Annotated in this window: 26 protein-coding genes; 10 read left to right on the top strand and 16 right to left on the bottom strand. The window is 69.5% G+C overall.

Features of this window, described 5'->3' with window-relative positions:
- The first annotated feature begins 31 nt into the window (after positions 1 to 31).
- The gene (locus tag E2F49_RS14845) at positions 32 to 517 is read left to right on the top strand and encodes a hypothetical protein (RefSeq protein WP_133394612.1); all 486 of its coding nucleotides are present in this window, start codon (positions 32 to 34) and stop codon (positions 515 to 517) included.
- Here E2F49_RS14845 and E2F49_RS14840 read toward each other — a convergent pair whose 3' ends face one another.
- Both E2F49_RS14840 and ubiK read right to left on the bottom strand, forming a co-directional pair.
- Positions 518 to 2,014, bottom strand: coding sequence for a YifB family Mg chelatase-like AAA ATPase (locus tag E2F49_RS14840; protein WP_133394611.1), 1,497 nt, complete (start codon positions 2,012 to 2,014; stop codon positions 518 to 520). It lies immediately after the preceding gene.
- Positions 2,015 to 2,024: 10 nt separating this feature from the next.
- Positions 2,025 to 2,315, bottom strand: coding sequence for a ubiquinone biosynthesis accessory factor UbiK (gene ubiK, locus E2F49_RS14835; RefSeq protein WP_055250553.1), 291 nt, complete (start codon positions 2,313 to 2,315; stop codon positions 2,025 to 2,027).
- A 214-nt stretch (positions 2,316 to 2,529) separates the two neighbouring features.
- Here ubiK and E2F49_RS14830 point away from each other — a divergent pair, with 214 nt between their 5' ends.
- The gene (locus E2F49_RS14830; RefSeq protein ID WP_133394610.1) at positions 2,530 to 2,868 is read left to right on the top strand and encodes a P-II family nitrogen regulator; all 339 of its coding nucleotides are present in this window, start codon (positions 2,530 to 2,532) and stop codon (positions 2,866 to 2,868) included.
- Between the two features lie 79 nt (positions 2,869 to 2,947).
- On the opposite strand, the gene speE is transcribed toward E2F49_RS14830, so the two are convergent.
- Complete coding sequence (gene speE, locus E2F49_RS14825; RefSeq protein WP_133394609.1) at positions 2,948 to 3,799, bottom strand: polyamine aminopropyltransferase; 852 nt, start codon at positions 3,797 to 3,799, stop codon at positions 2,948 to 2,950.
- Positions 3,800 to 3,969: 170 nt separating this feature from the next.
- On the opposite strand from speE, the gene E2F49_RS14820 reads away from it, so the two are divergent.
- Together E2F49_RS14820 and speA are read left to right on the top strand one after the other, a co-directional pair.
- Positions 3,970 to 5,823 (top strand): M48 family metallopeptidase, encoded by a 1,854-nt coding sequence (locus E2F49_RS14820; protein ID WP_165971253.1) that lies wholly within the window; start codon positions 3,970 to 3,972, stop codon positions 5,821 to 5,823.
- A gap of 75 nt (positions 5,824 to 5,898) precedes the next feature.
- The gene (speA, locus tag E2F49_RS14815) at positions 5,899 to 7,788 is read left to right on the top strand and encodes an arginine decarboxylase (protein ID WP_133394607.1); all 1,890 of its coding nucleotides are present in this window, start codon (positions 5,899 to 5,901) and stop codon (positions 7,786 to 7,788) included.
- A gap of 27 nt (positions 7,789 to 7,815) precedes the next feature.
- Here speA and E2F49_RS16575 read toward each other — a convergent pair whose 3' ends face one another.
- The gene (locus E2F49_RS16575; protein WP_208004924.1) at positions 7,816 to 8,241 is read right to left on the bottom strand and encodes an EF-hand domain-containing protein; all 426 of its coding nucleotides are present in this window, start codon (positions 8,239 to 8,241) and stop codon (positions 7,816 to 7,818) included.
- A 249-nt stretch (positions 8,242 to 8,490) separates the two neighbouring features.
- Here E2F49_RS16575 and E2F49_RS14805 point away from each other — a divergent pair, with 249 nt between their 5' ends.
- A complete protein-coding gene (locus E2F49_RS14805; RefSeq protein ID WP_133394605.1) occupies positions 8,491 to 9,447 on the top strand; it encodes an MBL fold metallo-hydrolase in 957 nt (318 codons plus the stop codon).
- Between the two features lie 54 nt (positions 9,448 to 9,501).
- Here the strand turns inward: E2F49_RS14805 and E2F49_RS14800 are convergent, their stop codons facing one another.
- The 7 genes from E2F49_RS14800 to argS all read right to left on the bottom strand — a co-directional run bounded on the left by E2F49_RS14800 (position 9,502) and on the right by argS (position 15,491).
- Positions 9,502 to 9,951 carry an EF-hand domain-containing protein gene (locus E2F49_RS14800; RefSeq protein WP_165971252.1) on the bottom strand — a complete coding sequence of 150 codons (450 nt, stop codon included), beginning with the start codon at positions 9,949 to 9,951 and terminating at the stop codon, positions 9,502 to 9,504.
- A 90-nt stretch (positions 9,952 to 10,041) separates the two neighbouring features.
- Positions 10,042 to 10,794 carry an SDR family NAD(P)-dependent oxidoreductase gene (locus E2F49_RS14795; RefSeq protein ID WP_133394603.1) on the bottom strand — a complete coding sequence of 251 codons (753 nt, stop codon included), beginning with the start codon at positions 10,792 to 10,794 and terminating at the stop codon, positions 10,042 to 10,044.
- A 58-nt stretch (positions 10,795 to 10,852) separates the two neighbouring features.
- Positions 10,853 to 11,626: a UPF0149 family protein gene (locus E2F49_RS14790; protein ID WP_133394602.1), complete on the bottom strand. Its 774-nt coding sequence runs from the start codon at positions 11,624 to 11,626 to the stop codon at positions 10,853 to 10,855.
- 68 nt (positions 11,627 to 11,694) lie between these two features.
- Positions 11,695 to 12,258 carry a methyltransferase family protein gene (locus E2F49_RS16470; RefSeq protein ID WP_165971251.1) on the bottom strand — a complete coding sequence of 188 codons (564 nt, stop codon included), beginning with the start codon at positions 12,256 to 12,258 and terminating at the stop codon, positions 11,695 to 11,697.
- A gap of 40 nt (positions 12,259 to 12,298) precedes the next feature.
- Positions 12,299 to 12,670: a hypothetical protein gene (locus tag E2F49_RS16465; RefSeq protein WP_055250530.1), complete on the bottom strand. Its 372-nt coding sequence runs from the start codon at positions 12,668 to 12,670 to the stop codon at positions 12,299 to 12,301.
- 343 nt (positions 12,671 to 13,013) lie between these two features.
- Positions 13,014 to 13,790 carry an SPOR domain-containing protein gene (locus E2F49_RS14780; protein WP_133394600.1) on the bottom strand — a complete coding sequence of 259 codons (777 nt, stop codon included), beginning with the start codon at positions 13,788 to 13,790 and terminating at the stop codon, positions 13,014 to 13,016.
- Positions 13,791 to 15,491, bottom strand: a complete 1,701-nt coding sequence (gene argS, locus E2F49_RS14775; protein ID WP_243713620.1) for an arginine--tRNA ligase — start codon at positions 15,489 to 15,491, stop codon at positions 13,791 to 13,793.
- A gap of 305 nt (positions 15,492 to 15,796) precedes the next feature.
- On the opposite strand from argS, the gene E2F49_RS14770 reads away from it, so the two are divergent.
- Positions 15,797 to 16,573, top strand: coding sequence for a sulfite exporter TauE/SafE family protein (locus E2F49_RS14770; RefSeq protein ID WP_279487359.1), 777 nt, complete (start codon positions 15,797 to 15,799; stop codon positions 16,571 to 16,573).
- Between the two features lie 18 nt (positions 16,574 to 16,591).
- Here E2F49_RS14770 and folE read toward each other — a convergent pair whose 3' ends face one another.
- The 3 genes from folE to E2F49_RS14755 form a co-directional block, all read right to left on the bottom strand.
- Positions 16,592 to 17,203 carry a GTP cyclohydrolase I FolE gene (gene folE / locus E2F49_RS14765; protein WP_133394598.1) on the bottom strand — a complete coding sequence of 204 codons (612 nt, stop codon included), beginning with the start codon at positions 17,201 to 17,203 and terminating at the stop codon, positions 16,592 to 16,594.
- 61 nt (positions 17,204 to 17,264) lie between these two features.
- The gene (locus E2F49_RS14760; protein WP_133394597.1) at positions 17,265 to 17,648 is read right to left on the bottom strand and encodes a hypothetical protein; all 384 of its coding nucleotides are present in this window, start codon (positions 17,646 to 17,648) and stop codon (positions 17,265 to 17,267) included.
- A 128-nt stretch (positions 17,649 to 17,776) separates the two neighbouring features.
- On the bottom strand, positions 17,777 to 19,174 hold the full coding sequence (locus E2F49_RS14755; protein ID WP_133394596.1) for a serine hydrolase domain-containing protein: 1,398 nt from the start codon (positions 19,172 to 19,174) through the stop codon (positions 17,777 to 17,779).
- A 108-nt stretch (positions 19,175 to 19,282) separates the two neighbouring features.
- Between E2F49_RS14755 and E2F49_RS14750 the strand changes: the two genes are divergently transcribed.
- Together E2F49_RS14750 and E2F49_RS14745 are read left to right on the top strand one after the other, a co-directional pair.
- Positions 19,283 to 19,843, top strand: coding sequence for a DUF1190 domain-containing protein (locus tag E2F49_RS14750; RefSeq protein ID WP_055250515.1), 561 nt, complete (start codon positions 19,283 to 19,285; stop codon positions 19,841 to 19,843).
- 1 nt (position 19,844) lies between these two features.
- On the top strand, positions 19,845 to 21,026 hold the full coding sequence (locus E2F49_RS14745) for a glutathionylspermidine synthase family protein (protein ID WP_133394595.1): 1,182 nt from the start codon (positions 19,845 to 19,847) through the stop codon (positions 21,024 to 21,026).
- Here E2F49_RS14745 and E2F49_RS16840 read toward each other — a convergent pair.
- On the bottom strand, positions 21,017 to 21,463 hold the full coding sequence (locus E2F49_RS16840; RefSeq protein WP_208004922.1) for an endonuclease domain-containing protein: 447 nt from the start codon (positions 21,461 to 21,463) through the stop codon (positions 21,017 to 21,019). The genes E2F49_RS14745 and E2F49_RS16840 overlap by 10 nt on opposite strands.
- A 270-nt stretch (positions 21,464 to 21,733) precedes the next feature.
- Between E2F49_RS16840 and dbpA the strand changes: the two genes are divergently transcribed.
- Together dbpA and E2F49_RS14730 are read left to right on the top strand one after the other, a co-directional pair.
- A complete protein-coding gene (dbpA, locus tag E2F49_RS14735) occupies positions 21,734 to 23,125 on the top strand; it encodes an ATP-dependent RNA helicase DbpA (protein WP_133394594.1) in 1,392 nt (463 codons plus the stop codon).
- Positions 23,126 to 23,155: 30 nt separating this feature from the next.
- On the top strand, positions 23,156 to 24,352 hold the full coding sequence (locus tag E2F49_RS14730; RefSeq protein ID WP_133394593.1) for a glycosyltransferase: 1,197 nt from the start codon (positions 23,156 to 23,158) through the stop codon (positions 24,350 to 24,352).
- Between the two features lie 262 nt (positions 24,353 to 24,614).
- Here the strand turns inward: E2F49_RS14730 and E2F49_RS14725 are convergent, their stop codons facing one another.
- Positions 24,615 to 25,511 (bottom strand): LysR family transcriptional regulator, encoded by an 897-nt coding sequence (locus tag E2F49_RS14725; RefSeq protein ID WP_133394592.1) that lies wholly within the window; start codon positions 25,509 to 25,511, stop codon positions 24,615 to 24,617.
- Positions 25,512 to 25,612: the final 101 nt, after the last annotated feature.

Here is a 25,612-nt window from a genome sequence, read left to right as displayed (position 1 = left end):
GGAGGTTCATGGGGGACAGGGAGCAAGTCGAATGAAGGGTATCCGTGCGGTTGTCTTAGGCGCTTTGCTGTGCATCGCCGCCGATGGGGTGGCCAGCGATCATCCCAATCTCGATGCGGGCGCCATTCGCGATCAACAGCGCGAACTCCGTACTGCGGCGGAGACCGGCAAGGGCGTTTTCAAGGACTTGCCGGACGCCAGGAAACGCGAAATGTTCGATCGGCAGGATCGGGTTCTTGCGCTCGTCCGGGACCGGTCTCGCACGACCGAACTCACCGAGCGGCAGCAGATCGAGCTGTTCAACAATCTCGAAGCCATCCAGGCGATCATCGATTCGAACGAGGATGAGCGCATGATCTGTCGCCGCGAACGTGCGACCGGCACCAACCGCCCGCAGACGATCTGCAAGACCGTTGCGCAGCGACGCGCGGAGCGCGAATCGGTAGAGCGGGATACCGGTCGGCGCACGTTGGAATGTTCGGAAGCCACCATGGGGCCGGGTGGCTGCCAGCGGTGATCAGGGGGCAGGTATACCCCGGTAGCCCAGCGCCTCGGTGAGGTGCGACGTCGCGATGACATCCGCACCTTCGAGGTCCGCGATCGTCCGTGCAACCCGCAGGATGCGATGCATCGCACGTGCCGACAGATGCAGGGCTTCGATGGCGCGTTCGAGCAGGGCCTGATCCTTCGCGGCAAGGCGGCAATAGCGGTCGGTACCGCTCTGGTCGAGTTGCGCGTTGAGTGTGCCTGCGCGCGCGAGCTGTCGGGCCCGCGCGGCGGCGACGCGGATGGCGACATCCGCGCTTGGTTCGCCCGCGGGCGCATCGGGACGCAGGGCGGCGGGTGGAAGCCGTGGGACTTCGACGTGCAGGTCGATGCGATCGAGCAATGGACCCGAGATGCGCGCCCGGTAGCGGTTGATCGCGTCGGTCGAGCAGCGGCAGCGCCCGGAGCTGTCGCCGGCCCAGCCGCAAGGACAGGGATTCATCGCGGCGACGAGCTGGAAGCGTGCCGGAAACTCGCTCTGACGCGCCGCGCGCGAGATGGTGACCACGCCCGATTCGAGCGGCTCGCGCAGGACCTCGAGGGCCTGCCGCTGCCACTCGGGGAGTTCATCGAGGAAGAGAACGCCCTGATGCGCGAGTGACACCTCGCCGGGCCTCGGATCTCCACCGCCGCCGATCAGCGCGATCGCGCTGGCCGTGTGATGTGGCGCGCGGAACGGGCGCGTGCGCCAAGCGCTCGGGTCGAACCCGCGCCCGCTGATCGACAGCACAGCCGCGGTTTCGAGCGCTTCGGCTTCGCTGGCGGGCGGCAACAGGCCCGGCAGGCGCGACGCCAGCAGCGTCTTGCCGCATCCGGGACTGCCGACCAGCAACAGGTGATGCCCGCCGGCCGCTGCGATCTCCAGCGCGCGTCGCGCCTGCGCCTGTCCGCGCACGTCGCGCAGGTCCGGCACCGCGACCTCGCGCTGCGTGGGCGGCACGGCCTGCGGCAGCGCCCTGGTGCCGCCGAGCATCGCGCAGACCTCCAGCAGCGTGCGCGCCGTGTGCACCGACACGTCGGATGCGAGCGCCGCTTCGGCGCCGTTGGCAGCGGGCACCAGCAGGGCGCGTCCACTGTCGGCGACGGCGAGCGCGGCAGGCAGGGCGCCGTCGACGGCGCGCAGCTCGCCGGTCAGGCCGAGTTCGCCGACGAATTCCCAATCACGCAGCGCGTCGGCGGGAATCTGGCCGCTTGCGGCGAGGATGCCCAGCGCGATCGGCAGGTCGAAGCGGCCGCCGCATTTGGGCAGGTCGGCCGGGGCGAGATTGACGGTGATGCGGCGCGCGGGAAACTCGTACTGCGCACACTGGATCGCGGCGCGGACCCGGTCCTTGGCTTCGCGGACGGCCGCCTCGGGCAGGCCGACGATCGACATCGATGGAAGCCCGCCGCCGAGATGGACCTCGACCTTGACCTCCGGAGCGCGGATGCCTGCGCGCGCACGTCCGTGCACGAGCGCAAGTCCCATGGCGTGTCCTCTAGTGGGCGATGGTGCTCGCGTTGCCGCTGGTGGTGACCGGGCCCGTCGGCGGCTGACCCTCGAGCTGGCGCACCTGCGCCTCGAGCGCTTCGAGCTTCTCGCGCGTGCGCAGCAGCACCGCGCGCTGGACCTCGAATTCCTCGCGGGTCACCAGGTCGAGCTTGGTGAGGCCGGACTGCAGCACGGCCTTGAAGTTCTCCTGGATGTCCTCGCGGCTCTCGCGCAGGCCCGGCGGCACCAGGCCGCTGAGGCGGCGGGCGAGTTCGTCGATGGTGGACAGATCGATCATCACAAAATCCTCGGTGGCAGACAGGCTCGCTCGGCGGATGCAGGCATGCCGTCGGCGGCGTCCCCTGCACGCGGTCGGGGAATCCCGGCGCGAAAGGGGCGGCACTACAGCATGCAGGTGGGGCCGCGGCAAGCCGCGGTCGAGGAGATCGTGTGGGGCGCCGCGTGAGCGTGGCGTATCCTGTTCCCGATTCCACAACGGGGAGGCCCATGCGATGAAAATGGTCATGGCCATCATCAAGCCGTTCAAGCTCGACGACGTGCGCGAGGCGCTCGCCGATGTCGGCGTGAACGGCATCACCGTCACCGAGGTGAAGGGCTTCGGCCGGCAGAAGGGCCACACCGAGCTCTACCGGGGCGCCGAGTACGTCGTCGACTTCCTGCCCAAGGTGAAGCTGGAAATCGTGGTCACCGACGACATCGTCGACAACGTCGTCGAAGCGATCCTGAAGTCGGCCGGGATGGGCAAGATCGGCGACGGCAAGATCTTCGTATACGAACTGGAGCGCGCGGTGCGGATCCGCACCGGCGAGCTGGATTCCGACGCGATCTGACCGCGCGGTCCGCAGGCGGTACCGCAACGTGAAAGGCCCCGCGATGCGGGGCCTTTCCGGTTCGAGCGGTGGCGGTGACTCAGCCCTCGCCGAGCGCCTTCGCCACGAACGGCGGCAACGACTGTGCGCCCTTGTGGATGTCGGCGGTGTAGTACAGCGTCTCGAACGGCTTGGCGCGCGCGTCGGCCTCGCGGAAATCGAAGCCCTGGCCCTTGCGCGCCAGGGTGCAGCTCCACCAGCCGGTCGGGTAGCACGGCTGCGGGAAGGGCAGGGTCTGGAACGTGGTGAAGCCGGCCTTGCCCATCTCGGCGCGCATGGCCTTGATGAGATCGAGCAGCACCAGCGGCGATTCGGACTGCTGCACCAGGATGCCGTCGTCTTTCAGTGCGCGGTGGCAGCTTTCGAAGAAGGCCTTGTTGAAGAGGCCTTCGGCCGGGCCGACCGGGTCGGTGGAGTCGACGATCACGATGTCGACGCTGCCGGGCGCGCAGTTCGCCATGTAGGCGATGCCGTCGTCGAACAGGATTTCGGCGCGCGCGTCGCCGTTCGACTCGCACAGCTCGGGGAAGTACTTCTCCGCCATGCGCGTGACCTGCTCGTCGATGTCGCACTGCACGGCCTTCTCAACGCCCGGATGGCGCAGTACCTCGCGCAGCGTGCCGCAGTCGCCGCCGCCGATGATCACGACGGTCTTCGGCGCGGCGTGGGTGAACAGCGCCGGGTGCGACATCATCTCGTGGTAAAGGAAGTTGTCGCGCGTGGTGACCATCATCGCGCCGTCGATGAGCATGACGTTGCCCCAGTCGGTGCTCTCGTAGATCTCGATCTTCTGGAACGGCGACTGCACCTCATCTAGCTTCTTGTTGACGCGGAAGCCGATCGCCGAGCCGGCGGTGTCGAAGTTCTCGTAGAGCCAGTTGGCGTCGGTCATGGTGTCGTGCCGTGGAATTGCGGGGGCGCGCATTGTAGCCGAGCGTTCGTGGCGGCCATGGGGCAGGGTGATTGCAGCCGGCTTGGAGACGCTTCCCGAGGGCGCGCGGCGCGGCTTAGCATTGGCCTCGGGGACGCGCCGGGGGGCGCAACACGGGGACGGCAGGGATGATGTCGGAAGCGGATCGCCGCGCACGCGTGGCACGGCTGGAAACCTTCGCGCAGCGTGCGCCCATGGCCTACCGTGTGCGGCTGGCGCTGCTCGCGCTGCTGGGCTTCGGCGTGCTGGGTGGCGCGGTGCTGCTCGCACTGGGTGTGTCGGTGGGCCTGGTGGTCGTATTGCTGGCGATCAGTCCGATCCTGCTGGCGAAGCTGGCCAAGGTGGTCTGGATTCCGGTCGCGTTCGGCTGGGTGGTGCTGCGCGCGCTGTGGGTGCGCTTCGAACCGCCGTCCGGTCACCTGCTCGCGCCCGGCGAAGCGCCGGCGCTGCTCGCCGAAGTCGAACGCCTGCGCCGCGCGGCCAAGGCGCCGAAGCTCGCGGGCATCCTGATCGACGACGAACTCAACGCCGCGGCGGCCAGCGTGCCGCGCGCGCTGGGCCTGCTTGGACACCGGCATTACCTGGTGCTGGGGCTGCCGCTGATGCAGCTGCTCGACCGGCAGCAGTTCGCCTCGGTGGTGGCGCACGAGTTCGGTCATTTCGGCGGCGGCCACGGGCGCTTCTCGGGCTGGATCCACCGCGTGCGGGTGAGCTGGTACCGCGTGCTGGACGGCTTGGCCGGCCGCGGTGCCTGGGCCAGCGGTCTGTTCGAACGTTTCTTCCGCTGGTACGCGCCCTATTTCGATGCCTACAGCTTCGTACTGGCGCGGCAGAACGAGTACCAGGCCGATGCCATGGCCGCACGGCTGGCCGGTGCGGATGTCGCCGGCAGCGCGCTGGTGCGGGTCAACATCGGCGCGGCCCGGCTCGAACACGAGTTCTGGCCGTCGGTGGTCGAGGCCAACCGGCGCGAGGGCGAGCCGCCGCGCGGCCTGCAGCGCGACATGGCGGCGGCGCTGCGCAGCCGTCACACCGACGACGATGCCCGCATCGCACAGCGCCTGACCGCGCGTGCCGACGTCCACGACACGCATCCCTCGCTCGCCCAGCGCCTGCAGGCGCTGGGTGTGGTTGCGGGCGACGCGGCGCCGCCGGAACGCAGCGCGGCCGAGGTTCTGCTCGGCGATCTGCTGCCGGTGCTGGAAGCAGACTTGAGCGAAGACTGGCGGCTGCGGGTCGAGGACGGCTGGCGCGAGCGGCATCGCGCGCATGCGCTCGACAGCGACCGGCTCGGCGAACTGGAAGGCCAGCTGGTGCGCAGTCCGGCCGAAGTCGTCGAGCACGCCGCGCTGATCGAGCGCCTGCATCCGCAGGTCGACGTGGTGCCGCTGTACCGTAATGCAGTGCGGGTGGCGCCGGACGATGCCTTCGCGCATTACCGGCTGGGCGTGCTGCTGCTGGCACAGGACAACCGGGCCGGTATCGAGCTGCTGCACCGCGCCCGCATGCTCGATCCGCAGGCCGCCGATGCGGTCAACGAAGTGCTGGCCGGCTTCCACCACCGTCACGACGAACTCGATGCGTTCGACGGCGTGCTCGGCGACCAGCACGCGCTCGACCGGCGTCGCCGCGAGGCCGCACAGGCGCGCAATGCCCTGTCGGCGGGCGACGTGCTGTTGTCGCACGGGCTCGAAGGCGACGCATTGCAGGCCGCACGTACCTCGCTGGCGGCCACCGGCAAGGTCGCCACTGCCTGGATCGTACGCAAGCGCATCGACGGCGATCCCGACGGCCCGCCGCATTTCCTGGTGCTGGTGAAGTGGCGCGGCCTGGTGTTCGGCGAGGATTCGGCGCTGCAGAAGGTCGTCGACGCCCTCGACCTGCCCGGCAGCTGGGTCGCGTTCACCGCGCCCAACCAGCGACGCGTGGCCGCCAAGGTCAGGAAGACCGCGGGTGCGCCCAGCTACCGGCACGGCGAGGGCTGACGCGCGCGTGTCACCGCAGGTTCGGGCCGCTGCCCCTAGACTATGCGGCCTTCACGCCTGACCGGAATGCCGCCGATGACCGCCTGGTCCACCGACCTCGCCCGCAAGACCTACTCGATCCCGCACTGGAGCGAGGGGTATTTTGACGTCGACGACGCCGGTCGCATCGTGGTCTCGCCGCGGGGCAAGAACGGCCCGTCGATCGCACTGCCCGAGGCGGTCGATGCCGCGCGTGCGAACGGGGCGCAGCTGCCGATGCTGGTGCGTTTCCCCGACATCCTCGGCGACCGCCTCGCGCGGCTGCAGGATGCGTTCGCGCAGACGCAGGCCGAGTGGGAGTATCCGGGCGGTTACACGGCCGTCTATCCGATCAAGGTCAACCAGCATCAGGGCGTCGCTGGCACGCTGGCCTCGCACCATGGCGACGGCTTCGGTCTGGAAGCGGGCAGCAAGCCGGAACTGATGGCGGTGCTGGCGCTGTCGCGTCCGGGCGGCTTGGTGGTCTGCAACGGCTACAAGGATCGCGAATACATCCGACTAGCGCTGATCGGCCGCAAGCTCGGCCTGGAAACCTTCATCGTCGTCGAGAAGCCGTCCGAGCTTGCGCTGGTGATGGAAGAAGCCGCCGCGCTCGGTGTGAAGCCGGGCCTGGGCGTGCGCATGCGTCTGGCGTCGCTCGGCGCGGGCAAGTGGCAGAACAGCGGCGGCGACAAGGCCAAGTTCGGTCTCAATCCGCGCCAGTTGCTGGACCTGTGGAAGAAGCTGCGCGACGCTGGCATGGCCGACTGCCTGCAGCTGCTGCATTTCCACATGGGCTCGCAGATCTCCAACGTCCGCGACATCGCCAACGGCATGCGCGAGGCGGTGCGTTATTTCGTCGAGCTGACCAAGCTCGGCGCGACGATCAGCCACGTCGACGTCGGCGGCGGCCTGGGCGTCGACTACGAAGGCACGCGTTCGCGCAGCTACAACTCGGTCAACTACGGCGTGCGCCAGTACGCCGGTTCGATCGTGCAGCCGCTGGCCCAGGCCTGCGCCGAGCATGGCCTCACGCCGCCGCGCATCGTCACCGAATGCGGCCGCGCGATGACCGCGCACCACGCGGTGCTGGTCGCCAACGTGTCGGAAGTCGAACGCGCGCCCGAAGGCCGCGTGCCCGACGTGCATGACGACGAACCGGCCGTGGTCGCCAACCTGCGTGAACTGCACGGCGAGCTGACCTCGCGTCCGGCGGTCGAACTGTTCCACGAGGCGCAGCACCAGCACGCCGAAGGTCTGGCGCTGTATGCGCTGGGCCAGCTCGATCTCGTGCATCGCGCGCGCATCGACGATCTGTTCTATGCGATCGCACATGCCGTGCGCGCGCGCCTGACCTTCGACGAGAAGAGCCACCGCCCGCTGCTCGACGAACTCAACGAGCGCCTGGTCGACAAGTACTTCGTGAATTTCAGCGTGTTCGAATCGATGCCCGACGTGTGGGCGATCGACCAGGTGTTTCCCATCGTGCCGATCGAGCGCCTCGACGAACTGCCCGAGCGCCGCGGCGTGATCGCCGATCTGACCTGCGATTCGGACGGCAAAATCGACACCTACGTCGAGAACGAGGACCTCGACACCTCGCTGCCGCTGCATCCGCTCAGGCCCGGCGAGCAGTACCGGCTTGGCTTCTTCATGGTCGGCGCCTACCAGGAAATCCTCGGCGACATCCACAACCTGTTCGGCGATACCGACGCGGTGGAGGTGAGGATCGAGGGCGACGGCATCGCGGTCGCGCAGCAGCGTCGCGGCGACACCACCGACGTGATGCTCGACTACGTGGGCTACCGCCTGGACGACCTGCGCGCGCGCTACACCACGCTGGTCGACGACGCGTCTTTGGCCGCCGACGAGTCGCAGCGGCTCAAGGACGCGCTGGAAGCCGGACTCACCGGTTACACCTATCTGGACGACACGCCGCTGGAGTGACGGGTCGCCCGGTCTGCCCCGCCTGGGTCAGCGGGGCGTCTGGCCGTGGAACCGATGCAGTTCCTCGAGCGTGACTGCGCCGTCACCATCGGTGTCCGCCTGCAGTATCTGGCGGATGCCGCTGCGGATGTAGTCCTCGCGGGTGATCCGGCCGTCGCCGTCGAAGTCGAAGAACCTGAAGGCGTGGCTGGTCACCATCTCGATGACCTCGGCAGTTGCGGCCGTAGGGCCACCGTTCTGTAAGCCATGCAGTATCTGCTGTTGTCGGACTTCATCACGACTGAGCAGACCGTCTCCGTCGAGATCGTATCTGTCGAAGTCGCGACCCGCGTCCACGCGGATTTCGTCAGGCGTGATGCGGCCGTCGCCGTTGGCGTCGACGCGCTTGAAGGTGCCCGGCACGTCGAACGGACTTTGCGCAGTTGAGATCGACGGTGCGCACAGCAGTGTCATCGACGCTGCGAGAAGCGGTCCCTTCATCCGTCAGGTGCTCCGTCATGGATCTGACGATCACCGTAGCAACGCCTCGCCGCAGCAGGGGCGCGATGTCGCATCGGACTATCCCGCACCGCCTTCCGGGGATCACGCGCGGCATGCAGTGGACCGCCGATGCATGCGATCGCGATCGCATCCACGGACTATGCTCGCCGGTATCGCGCGCGGGCGACCGGCCGCGCCGCACACTTACAGGGAGCCCACTCCATGCGTCCGATCCGTCCCGCCCGCGCCATCCTCGCCCTCGCATTGACCGCCCTCCTCGCCGCCTGCGCCGAGCCCGCACCGCCGCCGGCGACCGTCGATGCGCCGCCACCGCCGATGGAGGCCGCTGACGATGCGACGACCGCCAACGCCGACGTGCACCGCTTCAACATCGGCACGCTCCAGGCCGCCGTGCTGCGCGACGGCGACATCCGGTTTCCGAATGACGGCAAGACGCTGGGCGTCGGTGCGCCGAAGGCGGAACTCGATGCGGTACTGTCGAAAGCGGGCGAGCCGACCGATACCGTGCATCTGAGCGTGCAGACGCTGCTGGTGCGCAGCGGCGACCGCGTGCTGCTGTTCGACACCGGCGCCGGCGCTGCCGACTTCGCCGATGCCGGTCGTCTGCCGGCCGCGTTGCAGGCCGCAGGGGTCGAGCCGGCGCAGGTGACCGACATCTTCATCAGCCACGCGCATCCGGACCACGTCGGCGGCCTGCTCGACGACAGCGGCGCGGCCCGCTTCCCAAACGCGACCGTGCATCTCTCGGCGCCGGAATGGGCGGCGCTGCAGACGGATGATGCGAATGCGGCGCTGGCCGCGGCGATCCAGCCGCGCGTCGACGCTTTCACGCCGGGCGCCGAACTGTTGCCCGGCGTCGTGACTGCGGTCGAAGTCGACGGCCACACGCCCGGCCACAGCGCCTACGAGATCACCGATGGCGATGCGCGTCTGCTCTACATCGGCGACGCGGCGCACCACTTCGCGGTGTCGGTGCAGCGGCCGCAGTGGACGATCGCGTTCGACGGCGACGCGCCGGTTGCCGAGACCAGCCGCGAGGCGCTGCTCGCACGTGCGGCCGACACCGGCGTCACCGTGTCCTCGCCGCATTTCCCGTACCCGGGCCTGGGGCACGTCGTGCGTCGTGATGGCACGTTCGTGTGGGCGCCGCTGCAGTAGGCGGTCGGGTGCGTCGCCATGGCGGCGACGCACCTTCTCTCGAAGCGCAGACGCTCAACGGGGTGGTGCGATGACGCCCTGATGGAAGCGGCCCAGTTCCTCGCGTGAGACCTGGCCATCGCCATCGTGGTCGGCGCTCAGCAGGCTGGCGACATAGGTCTGCTGCATCTCGGCCAGCGTGATGCGACCGTCGCCATTGACGTCCCACAGACGCATCGTGGCATCCAGCAGCGCGGCCTGTGCCTCGGGCGGGAAGCCTGTGCCACCCGGGCTTGAACTTGTCACCCGAGGATTGACCTCGGCGGCCACCAGCACGCCGTCGCCGTTGGTGTCGAGCTTGCGGAAATCACGCGCGGCGCCCGCGCGTGATTCGGCCTGGGTGATGACGCCATCGCCGTTGCGGTCCTGCTCGGCGAAGATGCGATCCACGTCGGGGCTGGCGACCGCGGTCGCGGCGCACAGCATCAGCGGGATGGAGACAACGAGACACCGGTGCCGTCGCATGGGGACTCCCTGTCCTGTCGGTCCGTGATGCGCATGTCCGCGCATCCGCAGTGTACGGAACCGACCGGCGCCGGGTGCTGCGACGCCCGCTCAGCCCTCGCGATGGATCTGGAAGCCCGCGAACGACTGGCTGACCGGCATCAACTCGAGGCGATTGATGTTGAGGTGCGGCGGCAGGTTCGCCACCCACCACAGCGTCTCGGCGATGTCCTCGGCGACGATGGGCCGGCTGCCCGCGTAGAGCGTGTCCGATGCGGCCTGGTCGCCGCTGGTGCGCACCAGCGTGAATTCGGTTTCGGCCAGGCCCGGCTCGATCGACGTCACCCGCACGCCGGTGCCGTGCAGATCGCTGCGCAGCCCCAGCGAGAACTGGGTGACGAAGGCCTTGGTGCCGCCGTAGGTGTTGCCGCCGGGGTAGGGATAGCTGCCGGCGATCGAACTGACGTTGAGCACCGCGCCGCGGCGCGCGATCAGCGTCGGCAGCAGCGCATGCGTCAGCGTGACCAGTGCGGTGACGTTGGTCTCGATCATCTGCCGCCACTGCGCGAGATCCGCGCGCTGTGCCGGCGCGGTGCCCAGGGCCAGTCCGGCGTTGTTGACCAGCGCATCGATGTCGCGGAAGTCCGCCGGCAGCGCGTCGAGCGCGGCCTGCATCGCCAGGTCGTCGCGGATGTCGAAGGCGGCGGTGTGCAGACGTTCGGCGCCGTGTGCATCGGTCAGCGCCCGCAGGCGCTCGGCGCGGCGCCCGGTCGCGACCACGCGCCAGCCGCCGGCGAGAAAGCGCGCCACCGCAGCGGCGCCGAAACCCGACGTGGCGCCGGTGATGAGGATGGTGCGGGACATGGGGGCAGACTCCGGTACGGCCGCGCCGGTCAGGGGCGAGGCGGAACAGCGCGGCAGGTCAGTGCAGGGTCTCGTTGCCGCAGCACTTCTTGAACTTCTTGCCGCTGCCGCAATTGCAGGGATCGTTGCGGCCGGGGACGTCGGCGCGCTTCGCGGGTGCCGGGCGGCGATCGTGCAGGCGCTGCAGATACATCTCGTGCAGCATGTCGGGCAGGTCGTAGGTCAGGTCGAACCGTTCGTCGAGCGTCAGCATCTCGGCCGCCTCCATCTCGGCGTCTTCGAGCTGCGCAGGATCGACGATCGCCAGGCGCGTGATCACGCCCAGGTCGTTCTCGATCGACGCGTGCTCGGACATCCACGCCGACCAGTCGGCCTCGTGCTGCGCGGCGCCGCGCAGGAACCCGGCCGCCCAGGCCGCCGCAAACGGGAAATCCTCGGGAATGCCATCGAGGGCGTCGTCGGCGGAGGGCGTGGTCGCCCCGTCATCGCCTTCGGCTTCGGGCGGCAGGCCCAGCAACGGCATCAGCGCCTCGCGGTCGCCGCCGTCTTCGGGATCGTGACGGATGCGCTGCTCGACCTCGGCCGACAGGCGCGCGATCAGGGCTTCGGCCTCGCGGGACTGGCGCTCGTCGCGGCGCGGCACCTCGCCTTCGCCCCAGATCGTCGGCAGCATGTCGGCCAGCGCCACTTCCACCGGACCGACCGCGCAGGCGGACAGATAGCCGTCGAGCATCTCGAGGTTGCCCAGCCCCGTCTCCGGATCGGTGCAGCGGTCGAGCAGGACGTCGAGACGGTCGAGTTCGGTATCGCTCAGGGGCGTGGACGTGGTCATGCGACGGGACAGCCTGCGGCAAGGCGCGACAGCTTACCGCGCGTCGAAAGCCCGCGCCCGGCGCGCGCTCACCAGATGCCCGGCAGCAGGCGGCGCGTGCTGCGCGCGTAGTCGGCGTAGGCGTGCGGGAACGCGGTCGACAGCGCCGCTTCCTCCACCTGGATGCGCGACCGCAATGCGCGCCACAGCGGTATGGCGACGACCAGCGGCGCAAGCCAGCTGCCCAGCGCACACAGGAAACCCAGATACGTGAGCAGCAGGCCTGTATAGGACGGATGGCGCAGCCAGCGGTAGGGGCCGCGGCGGATCAGCTGATGGTCCGGCGCGATCGCCACGTCCACGGTGAAATGGCGTGCCAGCACCCGCACCGCCCACCAGCGGAACAGCATGCCGGCCAGCATCAGCGCGCAGCCGGCCCACAGGAAGGCCTCGCGCCATTCGGCGGGCACCCGGCCCGGCGACCACGCCGATACCAGCAGGGCCACGCCCACCCCGCCGCCGATCACCAGCACCAGCCTGGCCAGGGTGCCGCTGTCGCGGCTGCGGTCGGACGCGCGATGGCGCAGTCCGATCCATAGTTCGCTCAGACACCACGTCAGGCTGATCGCCGCGAATACGAGGATGCCGGTCATGACGCCATCTCCGCTGGAACCGGGCGTCAGCCTTGCAGGCTCAGTGTGATGTCGGAGTGCCGGTTCCGGGCGCATCCGGTGACCGGGGCGAAGGCGTTTCGCCGCTCGCCGGTGCGCTGCGCATGCGGCGCCGGCCGGTCGTCGACTTGCCGCGCGTGCGGGCCTTCGTCGCCAGATGCTTCTGCAGCATGTCCTCGGCCAGCACCACATCCTCGGACAGGATGCCGGCCGCGCGCGCGACGGCGATGCGTGTCGCCGCGCGGTTCTCATCCGGATTGGCCTGCAGCAGTTCGCGGATCGCGTCGCGGACGGCGGCCTGGGCGTTGTGTTTGAGTTTGAGGTCGTTGCCTTGCTGGAACAGCGCCAGCAGCACATCGACGACGGGTTTGATCAGTGCGGCTTCGATGGCCATGGCGCGTGTCCTCCCTCGGGATTCCAGTGTCCGCAGCGCGGTCGCGCGGACTGCGATCCGGATGGGACGGGAGACACGGAATGAGGTTCAGCCCCGATACCTGGGCGCTTGAGCCCCTCATCCTCGCGGTGCGCTTGAGCCCCTCTCCCTTCGGGAGAGGGTTGGGGTGAGGGCGGTCTCGCGGGAGTGTGGTGTGGGCGCGGAGAGGGATGCGAGGAAAGCTTCAAGAAAAGCGGACCCCGCGAGCGTCGCCCCCTCACCCACCATTTGCTTTGCAAATGGTCCCCCCTCTCCCGCAAGGGGAGAGGGACGAAGGCGTCTTCCGCAAGCGGAAGACCAGTACTTACTGCGCCTTGATCGCCAGCGCCGGCAGGCCGCCGTTGCCGAGCTTCTGCTTGGCTTCGGCCAGATCGGTCGCGGTGCCGTAGGGCCCCATGCGCACGCGGTACACGGTGCGGCCGCCCGCTTCGCCCGATTCCACGCGCGCGGTCAGACCCAGCAGGGCGATACGGGCCTTCAGCGCTTCGGCATCACCCGACGCGCTGAACGAACCGGCCTGCAGGATGTAGCGGGCATCGCCGCCGGCGGCGGCCGGGGCACTGGCCGCCTGCACCGGTGCGGTCGGCGGCGTGGTCGCGGCCGGGCGGTCTTCGGGCAAGGGCTGCGGACCAGCCGTCGCGCCACCGGCGAGATCGGCGGCGTCGGGATGCTGGGCCTGCAGCGCGCGCTGCTGCGCTTCGGCACGCTGCTGGCGCTGGGCTTCGGCACGCGCGCTGGCAGCGAGCTCGGCGTCCGTCATCGGAACTTCCTGCTCGGGCAGCATCGTGTAGAAGTCGTAGTCGGTCGAGGTCGGCTGTGGCTGCGTACCGCTGCGCGGACGCTGGCCGGCGGGCGTGGGCAGCTCGGGTTCGTCTTCCGAAGTCGCCGCCGCGGGCTGCGCATCCGGGTTGGGCTGCGGACGGAAGAAGCCGTCCTGCGCATCGGGCTTGAGCAGGCGCGGCACCGCCAGCACGACGCCGAGCGCCAGCACCACGCCGATGATCATCCACGCCCAGCCGGGCAGGCCGCCGGAGCTGCCGCCGTTGCGTCGGGCCTGGGATTTGCCGCGTCGTGCCGCCATTTACATCGCCTCCGGTGCCTGCACGCCCAGCAGCGTGAGGCCGTTGCGCAGCACCTGACGCACTGCGGTGGCCAGCGCCAGACGTGCGTCGCGCACGTCGGCATCGTCGACCAGGAACTGGTGGTCGTTGTAGTACGTCTGGAAGCCCTGTGCCAGCTCCAGCAGGTAGGTCGCGATCAGGTGGGGTTCAAGCTGCGCGCCCGCGGCAGCGACGATCTCCGGCCAGCGCGAGAGGTCGATCAGCACGTCGCGCAGCGCGACATCGGTCATGTCCGGCAACTGCTTCAGGCCGTTCTGCAGATCGAAGGCGAGACCGGCTTCATCGAGCTTGCGCAGCAGGCCGCAGATGCGCGCATGCGAGAGCTGCACGTAGTAGACCGGGTTGTCGAGCGACTGGCTGCGCGCCAGGTCGATGTCGAACACCAGCTGCGAATCGGGCTTGCGCGCGACCAGGAACCAGCGCGTCGCATCGCGGCCCGCCTCGTCGATCAGATCGCGCAGCGTGAGGTAGCTGCCGGCACGCTTGGACAGTTTCACTTCCTCGCCGCCGCGCATCACCGTGACCATCTGGTGCAGCACGTATTCCGGCCAGCCCTGCGGAATGCCGGCGTCGAGCGCCTGCAGACCGGCGCGCACGCGCGCCAGCGAACCATGGTGATCGGCGCCCAGTTCGGTGATCGCGCGCTCGTAGCCGCGCTGCCACTTCGACAGGTGGTAGGCCACGTCCGGCACGAAGTAGGTGTAGGTGCCGTCGGACTTGCGCATCACGCGGTCCTTGTCGTCGCCGTAGTCGGTGCTGCGCAGCCACAGCGCGCCGCCTTCCTCGTAGGTGTGGCCGTGTGCGACGAGCTCGCGCACGGTTTCTTCCACCTTGCCGTCGGCGTACAGCGACGACTCGAGGAAGTACACGTCGAAGCCGACGCCGAACGCGGCGAGGTCCTCGTTCTGCTCGCGGCGCAGCCACGCCACGGCGAAGCGGCGGATCGCGTCGAGATCCTCGGCGTCCGGCACGCCAGTGACGGTGTGGCCGTCGACCTCGACCGTCGCGCCGTCGAGGTAGGCGCGTGCGACGTCGCCGATGTAGTCGCCGTTGTAGGCATCGGCCGGCCACTGCGCATCACCGGGCTTGAAGCCGCGGGCGCGTGCCTGGGTGGAGCGCGCGAGATTCTCGATCTGCACGCCGGCGTCGTTGTAGTAGAACTCGCGCTTGACCTGCCAGCCGTTCGCGTCGAGCACGCGCGCGATGCAGTCGCCGATCACCGCCGCGCGGCCGTGGCCGACGTGCAACGGACCGGTCGGATTCGCCGATACGTACTCGACGCCTGCGGTGCGGTTGGCGCCGCCCTCATTGCGGCCGAAGGCATCGCCCTGCGCATGCACGGCGACGAGGGTGTCGCGCCAGGCCTGCGCGGTCAGGCGGAAATTGAGGAAGCCCGGACCGGCGATCTCGACGCGCTCGATCGCATCGTTGCCCGGCAGCGCGTCGACCAGCGCCTGCGCGATCGCGCGCGGGTTGGACTTCGCCGGCTTGGCCAGCAGCATCGCGGCATTGGTCGAGGCATCACCATGGCTGCGGTCCTTGGGACGTTCGACGGTGAAGTCGGGCGTCGCCAGGTCGGCAGGCAGGGTGCCGGCGTCACGCAGGGCGGCGATGGCCTGCTCGACGAGCGGCTCGATCAGGGCGCGGAGCTGGGATTTCACGGTGTTCGATCGCGGACAAACGGCCGGCCATTGTACGCGAGCGGGGTGGTGGGCCTCGGTTCGCAGGACCCGGCGCAGCGCGATGGCGATAGCCCTCCCCCGCGAGGCGGGGGAGGGTTTGGGAGGGGGCAAACGATCCGGTCGAGAACGAAGTCGAACGGAACGACGCTTACCGCCCGGTTCTGAATGACGTGCGCTGATGGTTCGCCCCCACCCAACCCTCCCCCGTACACGGGGGAGGGCTTCAAGCCTGGGGCGTGCGGATTCGCGCGTATCCTTGCCGCCCCCCGATCTCGACATCCCACGTGGACGCGCTGTTTCCCGAACTGCTCTGGCTGGTCTGCATCGCCTTCATGGCCGGCCTGGTCGATGCGGCGGTCGGCGGCGGGGGCCTCGTACAACTGCCCGGTCTGTTCACCGCGCTGCCGCAGCACACGCCGGCGGCGCTGCTGGGCACCAACAAGTTCAGCTCGTTCTTCGGCACCGCCGCGGCCGGCTGGCGCTATGCGCGCAACGTGCGCTTCCCGTGGGCGCCGGTGCTGTTCGCGGCGGCCACGGCCTTCGTGTTCTCGTTCGCCGGCGCCACGGCGGTGACGCTGCTGCCGCGCGATGCGGTGCGGCCGCTGATCCTGGTGCTGCTGGTCGCGATGCTGGCCTACACCCTGGTCAAGAAGGACTTCGGCGCGCTGCACCGCCCTCGCGATGTCGGCCGCAGGGAACTCGGTCTGGCCCTGCTGATGGGCGCGGCGATCGGCTTCTACGACGGCCTGTTCGGTCCGGGCACCGGCAGTTTCCTGATCTTCCTGTTCATCCGCTTCTTCGGACTCGACTTCCTGCGTGCCACGGCCGCATCGAAGATCGTCAACATCGCGACCAACCTGGCCGCGCTGTCGTTCTTCGTGCCGTCGGGCCACGTGCTGCTGGCGTTCGCGGTGCCGATGGCGGCGGCGAACGTGGCCGGCGCGTTCGCCGGCACCCGGCTCGCGCTGCGCGGCGGTACACCGGTGATCCGCAAGCTGTTCGTGACCCTGGTCGTTGTGCTGATCGCCAAGATGGGCTGGGACACGATCACGGGCACCTGAGCGCCAGCGCGGACGGCCTCAGCGGCGGCCGCCGCCCACTTCGATGAACTGCAGGAACTCGGCGCGGGTGCGGGCGTCCTCGCGGAAGCTGCCCAGCATCGTCGAGGTGATCATGCTCACGCCGCGCTTGTGCACGCCGCGGGTGGTCATGCACTCGTGCGCGCCTTCCACCACCACGCCCACGCCCAGCGGCGCCAGCGCGCGCTGGATGCAGCCGGCGATCTGCGCGGTCATCTTTTCCTGCACCTGGAAGCGCTTGGCGTAGGCCTCGACCACGCGCGCCAGCTTGCTGATGCCCACGACCTTGCCGGCCGGCAGATAGCCCACGTGGACCTTGCCGATGATCGGCGCCATGTGGTGTTCGCAGTGGCTTTCGTACTCGATGTCGCGAAGCACGATCATCTCGTCGTAGCCGGCCACCTCTTCGAACGTGCGCGCCAGATACGCGTCGGCATCGGTCGCGTAGCCGCTGAACCATTCGGTGTAGGCGTCGGCCACGCGGCGCGGCGTGTCCAGCAGGCCTTCGCGCGCGGGGTCCTCGCCGGCCCAGCGCAGCAGCGTGCGCACCGCCGATTCGGCATCGTCGCGGCTGACGCCGTGGCGGGCGTCGAAATCAGGAGACTGGGTCATGGTCGGGCGTCGCGGCAAAGACGCGCATGGTACCGCGTCGACTTCGCCGGATCGGTAGCGGTCAATCGGCGTCGCGGCCCGGCAGCCCGATCGGGCCGGTGTGCGCGGGGGTGTCTCCGACGGGCGGCACGTCCCACGCGTCCTCGATCGCGCCACGCGCCTCCACCCAGCCCAGGCGCGACTGCTCGCGCGCCGTGGCCCATTCCTGTTCCAGCTGGGTCGCCACCTCCTCGAACCGGCGGCCGTCGTGGCGCAGGCGGCTGTCGCGGCCGAAACGGTAAGCGGGCGCGTAGTCGTCCCAGTTGCGGCCGACCGAGTAGTACGGCGCCTGCTCGAGGCCCGGCTTGAAGCGCGCTTCGAGCGCATCTTGTCCGGCCACCGCGGCATCGGCCGGGGTGCGGTCTTCAGGGGCGCTGCTGGCGTCGGGGGCGTCGGTCTGGGTCATGGCGGGTCCGGCGACACGCCAGCGCCGTGGGAGCGCGGGGAAGCGTGAAGCCGGGTGTGAAGCTAGGGCCGCAAGCGTCTGATTCCGGTGAAAAACGCCTGTTCCGCCGGCAACCGCTTGGGCGGGATTCAGCGCGCAGTCGCTTCCAGACTCGCCAGCACTGCGGCGGTGAACGCGGCCGGATCGAAGCGCTTGCCGGTGGGATCCTCACCGCGCCGCACCAGCACCACGCCGCGCGAGGGCACCACGATCACGTACTGGCCGCGATTGCCCATCGCGGCAAAGGCATCGGCCGGCACCCCGTCGGTGCGCTGCATCAGCCACAGCGTGGCGCCGTAGCCGAAGTCGCCTTCCGGCTGCGGGCCGGACGGCGTGATCGCCGCGCGCACCCAGCCGTCCGGCAGCAGGCGCCGGCCTTCGAACACGCCGCCCTGTTGAAGCAGCAGGCCGAAGCGGGCGAGATCGCGCGCGGTCGACCAGACCTGGCTCGACAGTACGAAACCGCCGCGCCAGTCGGTCTCGGCGTGGGTGCGGGTCATGCCCAGCGGCCAGAACAGGTCGGTGTAGGGGCGCGACAGGGCGCGGGCGGCGTCATCGGTCGCGGCACGCAGCGCATGCACCGCCAGCACGCTGTCGTTGTTGGCGTAGCGGAAGTGCGTGCCCGGCGCGTGCACCAGCGGCCAGCCGGTCGCCGATTCGGCCACGGTGACGCCGCCGAAGTACAGCGCGTCGGTGCGATTGCCGGCGGTGTCGCTGTGCAGGCCGCTGGACATGCGCAGCAACTGGTCGACGGTGATCGCGCGTCGCGGATCGCCCGGCGCCTGCCACTCGGGCACCGGCGCGGGTTTCGCGGCGTCGAGTTCGCCGGCCTGCTGTGCCACGCCGATCAGCGCACCGGTCAGGCTCTTGGCCACTGACCAGGTGCGCTGCGCGGTGTGGGGGCCAAAGCCGTCGCGATATCGCTCGGCAACGATGTGCCCGTCCTGCAGCACCAGCACGCCGGTCGTCGCGTGGCCTTCGCCGTAGGCCGGCGTGTCGAATGCGGCGGCGACGGCGGCTTCGAGCTTCGCGGCGTCACCCCGCGCCGCGGCAGTCGCGTCGCGTTCGCCGAGCGGCCATGGCTTGGCATCGAGATCGGGCGACACGGTATCGAAGCGTGGCAACGTGGCGATCGCCTCCGCAGGCGCGCCGATCGGCAACTGCGCGCAGCCCAGGTTCGGACGCCACGCGGCGATGCGGGGCGGCAGCGCGTCGTCGAATGCGACCGACACCGTGCGCGCGTCTGCATCAATCCCGGCTGCCAGCGCGTGTACGTCGGCCTCGTACTCGGGATAGATGCCGACCAGCTCCAGCGCCTCGACCTGCGCCGGCGTGCGCCCGGCATTGAACAGCGCACTGCACAGCGTCAGCGCCTTGTAGCCGGCGGCGATCGCGCGTCCATGGACGGCCTGCTCACGTTCGATGACGGTCTGCGCGGTGGCGGACGTGGTGGCGAGCAGCAAGGGCAACAGCAATGCGAGGCGCATCGGCGATCCGGCAGCGGGGACTGAACGCCAGTGTAGAGGCCGCGCTATGCCGCACACCCCACGCGCGGCATCATGGGCGGCCCGGACACACGAAGACGGCACACGGATATGACCGACCCACGCAAGGCCCGCGGCCTCAAGCGCTCCAGGACCACTGCACTGCTGCTGATGGGCACCGCGCCCCTGCTGTTCACCGCCTGCCAGCGCGATGCGCCGGTGCAGGTGCAGGAAGGTCTCTACACCTCGGTCGAAAGCTGTGCGCAGGCGGTCGGTGACACCGCGACCTGCCGCATCGCGTTCGAGCAGGCGAAGCTGCAGGCCGCCGACACCGCGCCGCAGTACAGCAGCCGCGCGGCCTGCGAGGCCGAGTTCCCCGCCGAGCAGTGCGTGGAGCAGAAGACGTCGACCGGCCACTCGTTCATCGGTCCGCTGATGGCCGGTTTCTTCCTGTCGCAGATGATGTCGGGCAACCGTGCGGGCCTGGCCCAGCAGTCGCCGCAGGCCGCCCCGGCGTTCCGCGACAACCGCCAGGGCTGGCTGCGCCCAAATGGCGCGCCGGGCGCCGGCCGCGCCGGCATGGCGCCGGTCTCGGCCACGCCGGACCGCGCGGTGACGACCAATCGCGGCGGCTTCGGACGTTCGGCCAGCGGCCGCAGCACCGGCGGCTGAGATGCGGCGCGTTCCGATCGTCGAACGCGGCGACTGGCAGGCGCAGGCCGCCGAGTGCGGCTTCCGGTTCCACACCATCGACGGCGCGCGCTACTGGGATGAGCGCAGCTACTACGCGTTCTCGCTGGCGCAGATCGAACACGATCTCGAAGACCCGAGCGTCGAACTGCACGACATGGCGATGGGCCTGGTCGACGAGATCGTCGGCAGCGAATCGCTGATGGAGCGGCTGGCGATTCCGGCGCATTACCGCGACTGGATCGCCGAGAGCTGGCGCAATCGCGAGCCGCATCTCTACGGCCGGCTCGACTTCGCCTACGACGGGAAAGGCCCGGCCAAGCTCTACGAACTCAATTACGACACGCCGACCTCGCTGTTCGAGGCCGCGTTCTTCCAGTGGCAGTGGCTCGAAGACCAGCGCGCCAGCGGTCGCCTGCCGCGCGATGCCGACCAGTTCAATTCGATCCACGAGGCGCTGGTCGAGCGTTTCGGCGAACTGATGGCCTCGCTGCCGCCGCCCTTGGTTTTCGCCGCGGTGCGTGAGTCGGAAGAGGACCAGGGCACGATCGCCTATCTGCGCGACTGCGCGGCGCAGGCCGGCCTGCACGGCGCGGCGATGGCGCTCGAGGACATCGGTCTGTCCGAAGACGGGCGCTACACCGATCTCGACGACACGGTGATCGGCTCGCTGTTCAAGCTGTATCCGCTCGAGGACCTGTTCGCCGACGACTTCGGCCGCGCGCTGCCCAAATCCGGCCTGCGCCTGATCGAGCCGCCGTGGAAGGCCGTGCTCAGCAACAAGGGCCTGCTGCCGCTGCTGTGGGACCGCCATCGCGGGCACCCGAACCTGCTGGCCGCGGAGTTCGATACCGGCGGCGAGCTGCCGGCCGGCTGGGTGCGCAAGCCGCTGCATTCGCGCGAAGGCGCGAACATCGAACTGCATCTGGCCGATGGCGCGCGTCTGCACAGCGACGGTCCGTATGCCGGCCCGGCGATCCGCCAGGCCGCGCATCCCCTGCCGGCCTTCGACGGGCATTACCCGATGGTCGGCAGCTGGATCGTCGGCGACACCGCCTGCGGCATCGGCATCCGCGAAGACGACTCGCGGATCACCCGTGACAGTGCGCGCTTCGTGCCGCATGCGATCGTCGAAGCGGATGCGCCGGCGACGTTCTATGCCTGAGCCTTGAGGCCTGGCGTTTGAAGCCCTCCCCCGCGGGCGGGGGAGGGTTGGGTGGGGGCAAACGGTCCGCGCACGCATGACTCAATCCATGCGTACATCCCCTCCCTCGATCCATGCATCCACGACCCGGCAGACGGCGTCCGGATTCGATAGCACCTGGTGTTCCAGAAACGCAGCACCTCGAATCCACGCCGACGCAGGTAGTGGTCGCGCGCTGCATCGGACTGTGAACCATTGTGCTGACCGCCACCTACCTCGATCACCAGAGCAGGCTCCAGGCTCACAAAGTCGACGATGAAAGGACCGATCGGGTGCTGGCGTCGGAACTTCAGATTGCAGCGTTGCCGGGCACGCAGGTGACGCCGGAGCACCTGTTCTGCGGGCGTCATCGCACGTCGCAGGCGTTTTGCGAGCAGAGTGCGCTGGCCATCGCGCATATCGACTCCATCGCAGATCCGGGTTCGACAGGCTGTGTGTGTGACGCATGTCGCTCAAGTGGAACTCCCACCGCGCGAACGTAGGGTTTGCCCCCACCCAACCCGTCCGGCCCGGCGAAGCACGCCGGGCATGCGGTCGATCCGCGCGGCATGCCGCGCAAACGGATCGCACGCATCCCTCGCGGGCGGGGGAGGGCTCAAAGCGTGCGGCCGAGCCGCCCAAAGCCGTCCGATCCGCCGCTGCCGCCCGCGGCCTGCGATCATGTGCGCATGAACACCTCCGCTGCCTTCTCCACGCTGGCGCTGCCGCCCGCCCTGCTGCAGGGCGTCGACGCGCTCGGCTATTCCGCGATGACCCCGATCCAGGCCGAAGCCCTGCCGCCGATCCTCGAGGGCCGCGACGTCATCGCGCAGGCGCCGACCGGCAGCGGCAAGACCGCGGCGTTCGGGCTCGGCCTGCTGCAGAAGATCGACACGGCGCTGATCGAGACGCAGGCGCTGGTGCTGTGTCCCACGCGCGAACTCGCCGACCAGGTCGGCAAGCAATTGCGCAAGCTCGCGATCGGCATCCCGAACCTCAAGGTCTCGGTGCTGTGCGGTGGCATTCCGCTCGGCCCGCAGCTCGCGTCGCTGACGCATCCGCCGCACGTCGTCGTCGGCACGCCGGGCCGCATCCAGGAGCTGGCGAAGAAGAAGGCCCTGCATCTGCGCCACGTGACCACGCTGGTGCTCGACGAAGCCGACCGCATGCTCGACATGGGCTTCGAGGAATCGATCCGCGACATCGTCAAGCGCGTGCCGCCTGCGCGACAGGGCCTGCTGTTCTCGGCCACGTTCCCCGACGAGATCCGCGATCTCGGCACCGCGATGCTGCGCGACCCGGTGCAGCTCGGCGTCGGCGGCGATGCGCCCGCGCCGAAGATCGCGCAGATCTTCCACGAGGTCGAACCGGCGCGCCGTGCACCGCTGCTGGCCGCACTGCTGCTGCGCCATCGCCCGGAATCGGCCGTCGTGTTCTGCAACACGCGCGCCGACGTGGCCGAGGTCGCCGGCTCGCTCGGTCATTACGGCTTCGACGCGCTGGCGCTGCATGGCGATATGGAGCAGCGCGACCGCGACGAGGTGCTGGTGCGCTTCGCCAACCGCAGCGGCAACGTGCTGGTGGCCAGCGACGTCGCCGCGCGCGGTCTCGACGTCGAGGATCTCGCCGCGGTGGTGAATTTCGAACTGCCGCACGACGTGGACACCTACGTGCACCGCATTGGCCGCACCGGTCGCGCGGGCCGTGCGGGCCTGGCACTGAACCTGGTGACGCCGCGCGAACTGCCGCGCGCCACGTTGATCGAACAGCACTTCGGCGCGCCGGTGCGCTGGGAAAAACTGATGCCGCTCAGCGGCAAGGCCAGCGACGTGCCGATCGCGCCGATGGTCACGCTGCGCATCGATGCCGGCCGCACCGACAAGCTGCGCCCGGGCGACATCGTCGGCGCGCTGACCGGCGAGGCCGGCCTGCACAAGGACGCGATCGGCAAGATCGATGTCTTCGCCACGCGCAGCTACGTCGCCATTGCGCGCGGCAAGGCGCAGCAGGCGGTCAACCATCTGCGCGACGGCAAGATCAAGGGCCGGCGTTTCCGCGTGCAGCTGCTGAAGACGACCTGACCTCACGCGCGCTGCGCCAGACTCCCGCGCATGCGCCTGCTGATCATCACCTACGGCACCGAGGGCGACGCGCGACCGCTCGCCGCGCTCGGCCACGCGTTGATGCGTGCGGGCCACGAAGTGCACCTGCTCGGCGATGCCGACACGCTCGACTCGGCGCACGCACTCGGCGTGCCGGCGACCGCGCTGGCCGGCGACATCCGCGGCACGCTGTCGCGCATGCGCGCGATGCGCCAGATCGAGCGCGCACTGATCCGCATCGTCGAGGCGCGCACGCCCGAATGGATGCAGCAGGCGCTGGCGCTCGGCGCCGGCTGCGACGCGGCAATCGTGTCCGGGCTCACGGCTTTCGTCGGCCTGTCGGTGGCCGACGCGCTGGGCGTGCCGGCGATCGGCGCGATGATGATTCCGATCAGCCCGACCGCCGCGTTCACCTCGCCGCTGTCGCCGATCCGCCTGCCGCGCTTGTTCAACCGCAGCTCGCACGACTTCGTGAACCGCATGGTCTGGCGCACGTTCCGCGCTACGACCAACCGCGGACGCGTCGCGATCGGCCTGCCGCCGGTGCGCAGGCTGCCGATGGACCATCCGGTGCTCTACGGCATCTCGCCGGCATTGCTGCCCGACATCGACGACTGGCCGACCGACGCGATCGCGTGCGGGCAGTGGCAGACATTGTCGCAGCACTGGTCGCCACCAGCCGATCTCGTCGACTGGATCGAGGCCGGCACGCCGCCGGTCTACGCCGGCTTCGGCAGCATGAGCGGCTTCGATGCACCGCGCGTGCGCCGTGCACTGCTCGACGCGCTCGGCGATCGACGCACGCTGTTCAATCCGGGCTGGAGCGGCATCGACACGGCCGGTCTCCCGCCGAACATCCGCGTCATCGGCAGCGTGCCGCACGACTGGCTGCTGCCGCGATGCGCACTGGCGATCCATCACGGCGGCTCGGGCACCACGCACTCCGCGTGTCGCGCCGGCATTCCGTCGGTGATCCTGCCGTTCGCCGGCGACCAGCCGTTCTGGGCCCGGCGCCTGCGCGCGCTGGGCATCAGCAATCGCGTGTTGAACGGACGGCGGCCCTCGACCGCCGGTCTCGCTGCGGCCATTGCGTTCGCCGAACGACCCGAGGCGCGGACACGTGCTGCGGCCCTTGGGCGTGCAATGCAGGAAGAAGATGGCCTTTCGACTGCAGTGGCGTGGATCGAGCGTCTATTGCGCGGCTGAAGCAGGCCGTATGTCCTGTGGAAGCAACGACGCGGCGACAGCCGATGTTCGGGTCCGGTGTCGCGTTGATTCTTGCGGATGATGCGCGGTTGAGTCACCGACTTGCCTCAGAACAGCCGGAGACCTCATGACCGTCATCCCAGCGAAAGCTGGGATCCAACTTCGCGGTGATCACGAACATCAAAATGGGCCCCAGCCTTTGCTGGGGCGACGAACACGCCCAGTCGCTGGTTGGCGCAACGAGATCCCGCACCCGCTTCAGCTACACCGCATCCCGGAACCTGCGCACGTGCTCGATCAGCGCCCGCAGCTTCGGCGGCGGATTGCGGCGGTCCGGGAAGTACAGGAAGAATCCCGGAAACGACGGCAGCCAATCCTCCAGCACCGCCACCAGTTCGCCGCGTGCGAGATAGGGCGCGAAGGTCTCCTCGATGCCGATCGTGATGCCGCCGCCCGACAGCGCCGTGCGCACCATCAGCAGCATGTCGTTGGTCGTGACCTGCGGCTGCACGGCGACGTCGAAATCCCGCCCGTCGTCCGAGAACTCCCAGCGGTACGGCGCGACGCCCGGCGAGGGCCGCCAGCCGATGCAGCGGTGATCGACAAGTTCACGCGGATGCGTTGGCGTACCGTGCGCGGCGAGGTAGGCCGGCGTCGCCACGACGACCTGTCGCACGGGGCCGGTCAGCGGCACGGCGATCATGTCCTGCTCGATCACCTCGCCGAGCCGCACGCCGGCATCGAAGCCCTCCGCGACGATGTCCGATTCGTCGTCGGTCACGGTCACGTCCAGCACCACCTGCGGATAGGCCTGCGCGAAGGACGCGACCAGCGGGCCCGACAGGAAGCGTTCGGCGATGGACGTCACCGCGACCCGCAACACGCCGCGTGGCGGACCGTCATCGAGCGCGTCGTCGAGCGCGGCGGCGATCCGCGCCAGCGGGTCCGCGATCTGCACGTGCAGGCGATGCCCGGCCTCGGTCAGCCGCACGCTGCGGGTGGACCGTGTCACCAGCGCCACGCCCAGCCGGTCTTCCAGCTTGCGGATGCCCTGGCTGACCGCCGAGCGCGTCACGCCCAGACGATCGGCGGCAACGCGGAAGTTGTCGCTGTCGGCGACTGCGGCGAAGACCCGCAGCAGATTGAGGTCGAGGTCCATTGGTTAGCGATTCTAACCAGCGCATCCAGCGGCGAGGGAATTCTCTGGACGCCGGGCCGTGGCTACCGTGAGCTCCCCACGCCACCACATGGAGCATTCCC

Origin of the sequence: Luteimonas terrae, assembly GCF_004358165.1 — a bacterium.
GTDB lineage: Bacteria > Pseudomonadota > Gammaproteobacteria > Xanthomonadales > Xanthomonadaceae > Luteimonas > Luteimonas terrae.
Note: the sequence above shows the minus strand (reverse complement) of the source record. Positions and strands in the feature narration are given on the sequence as shown.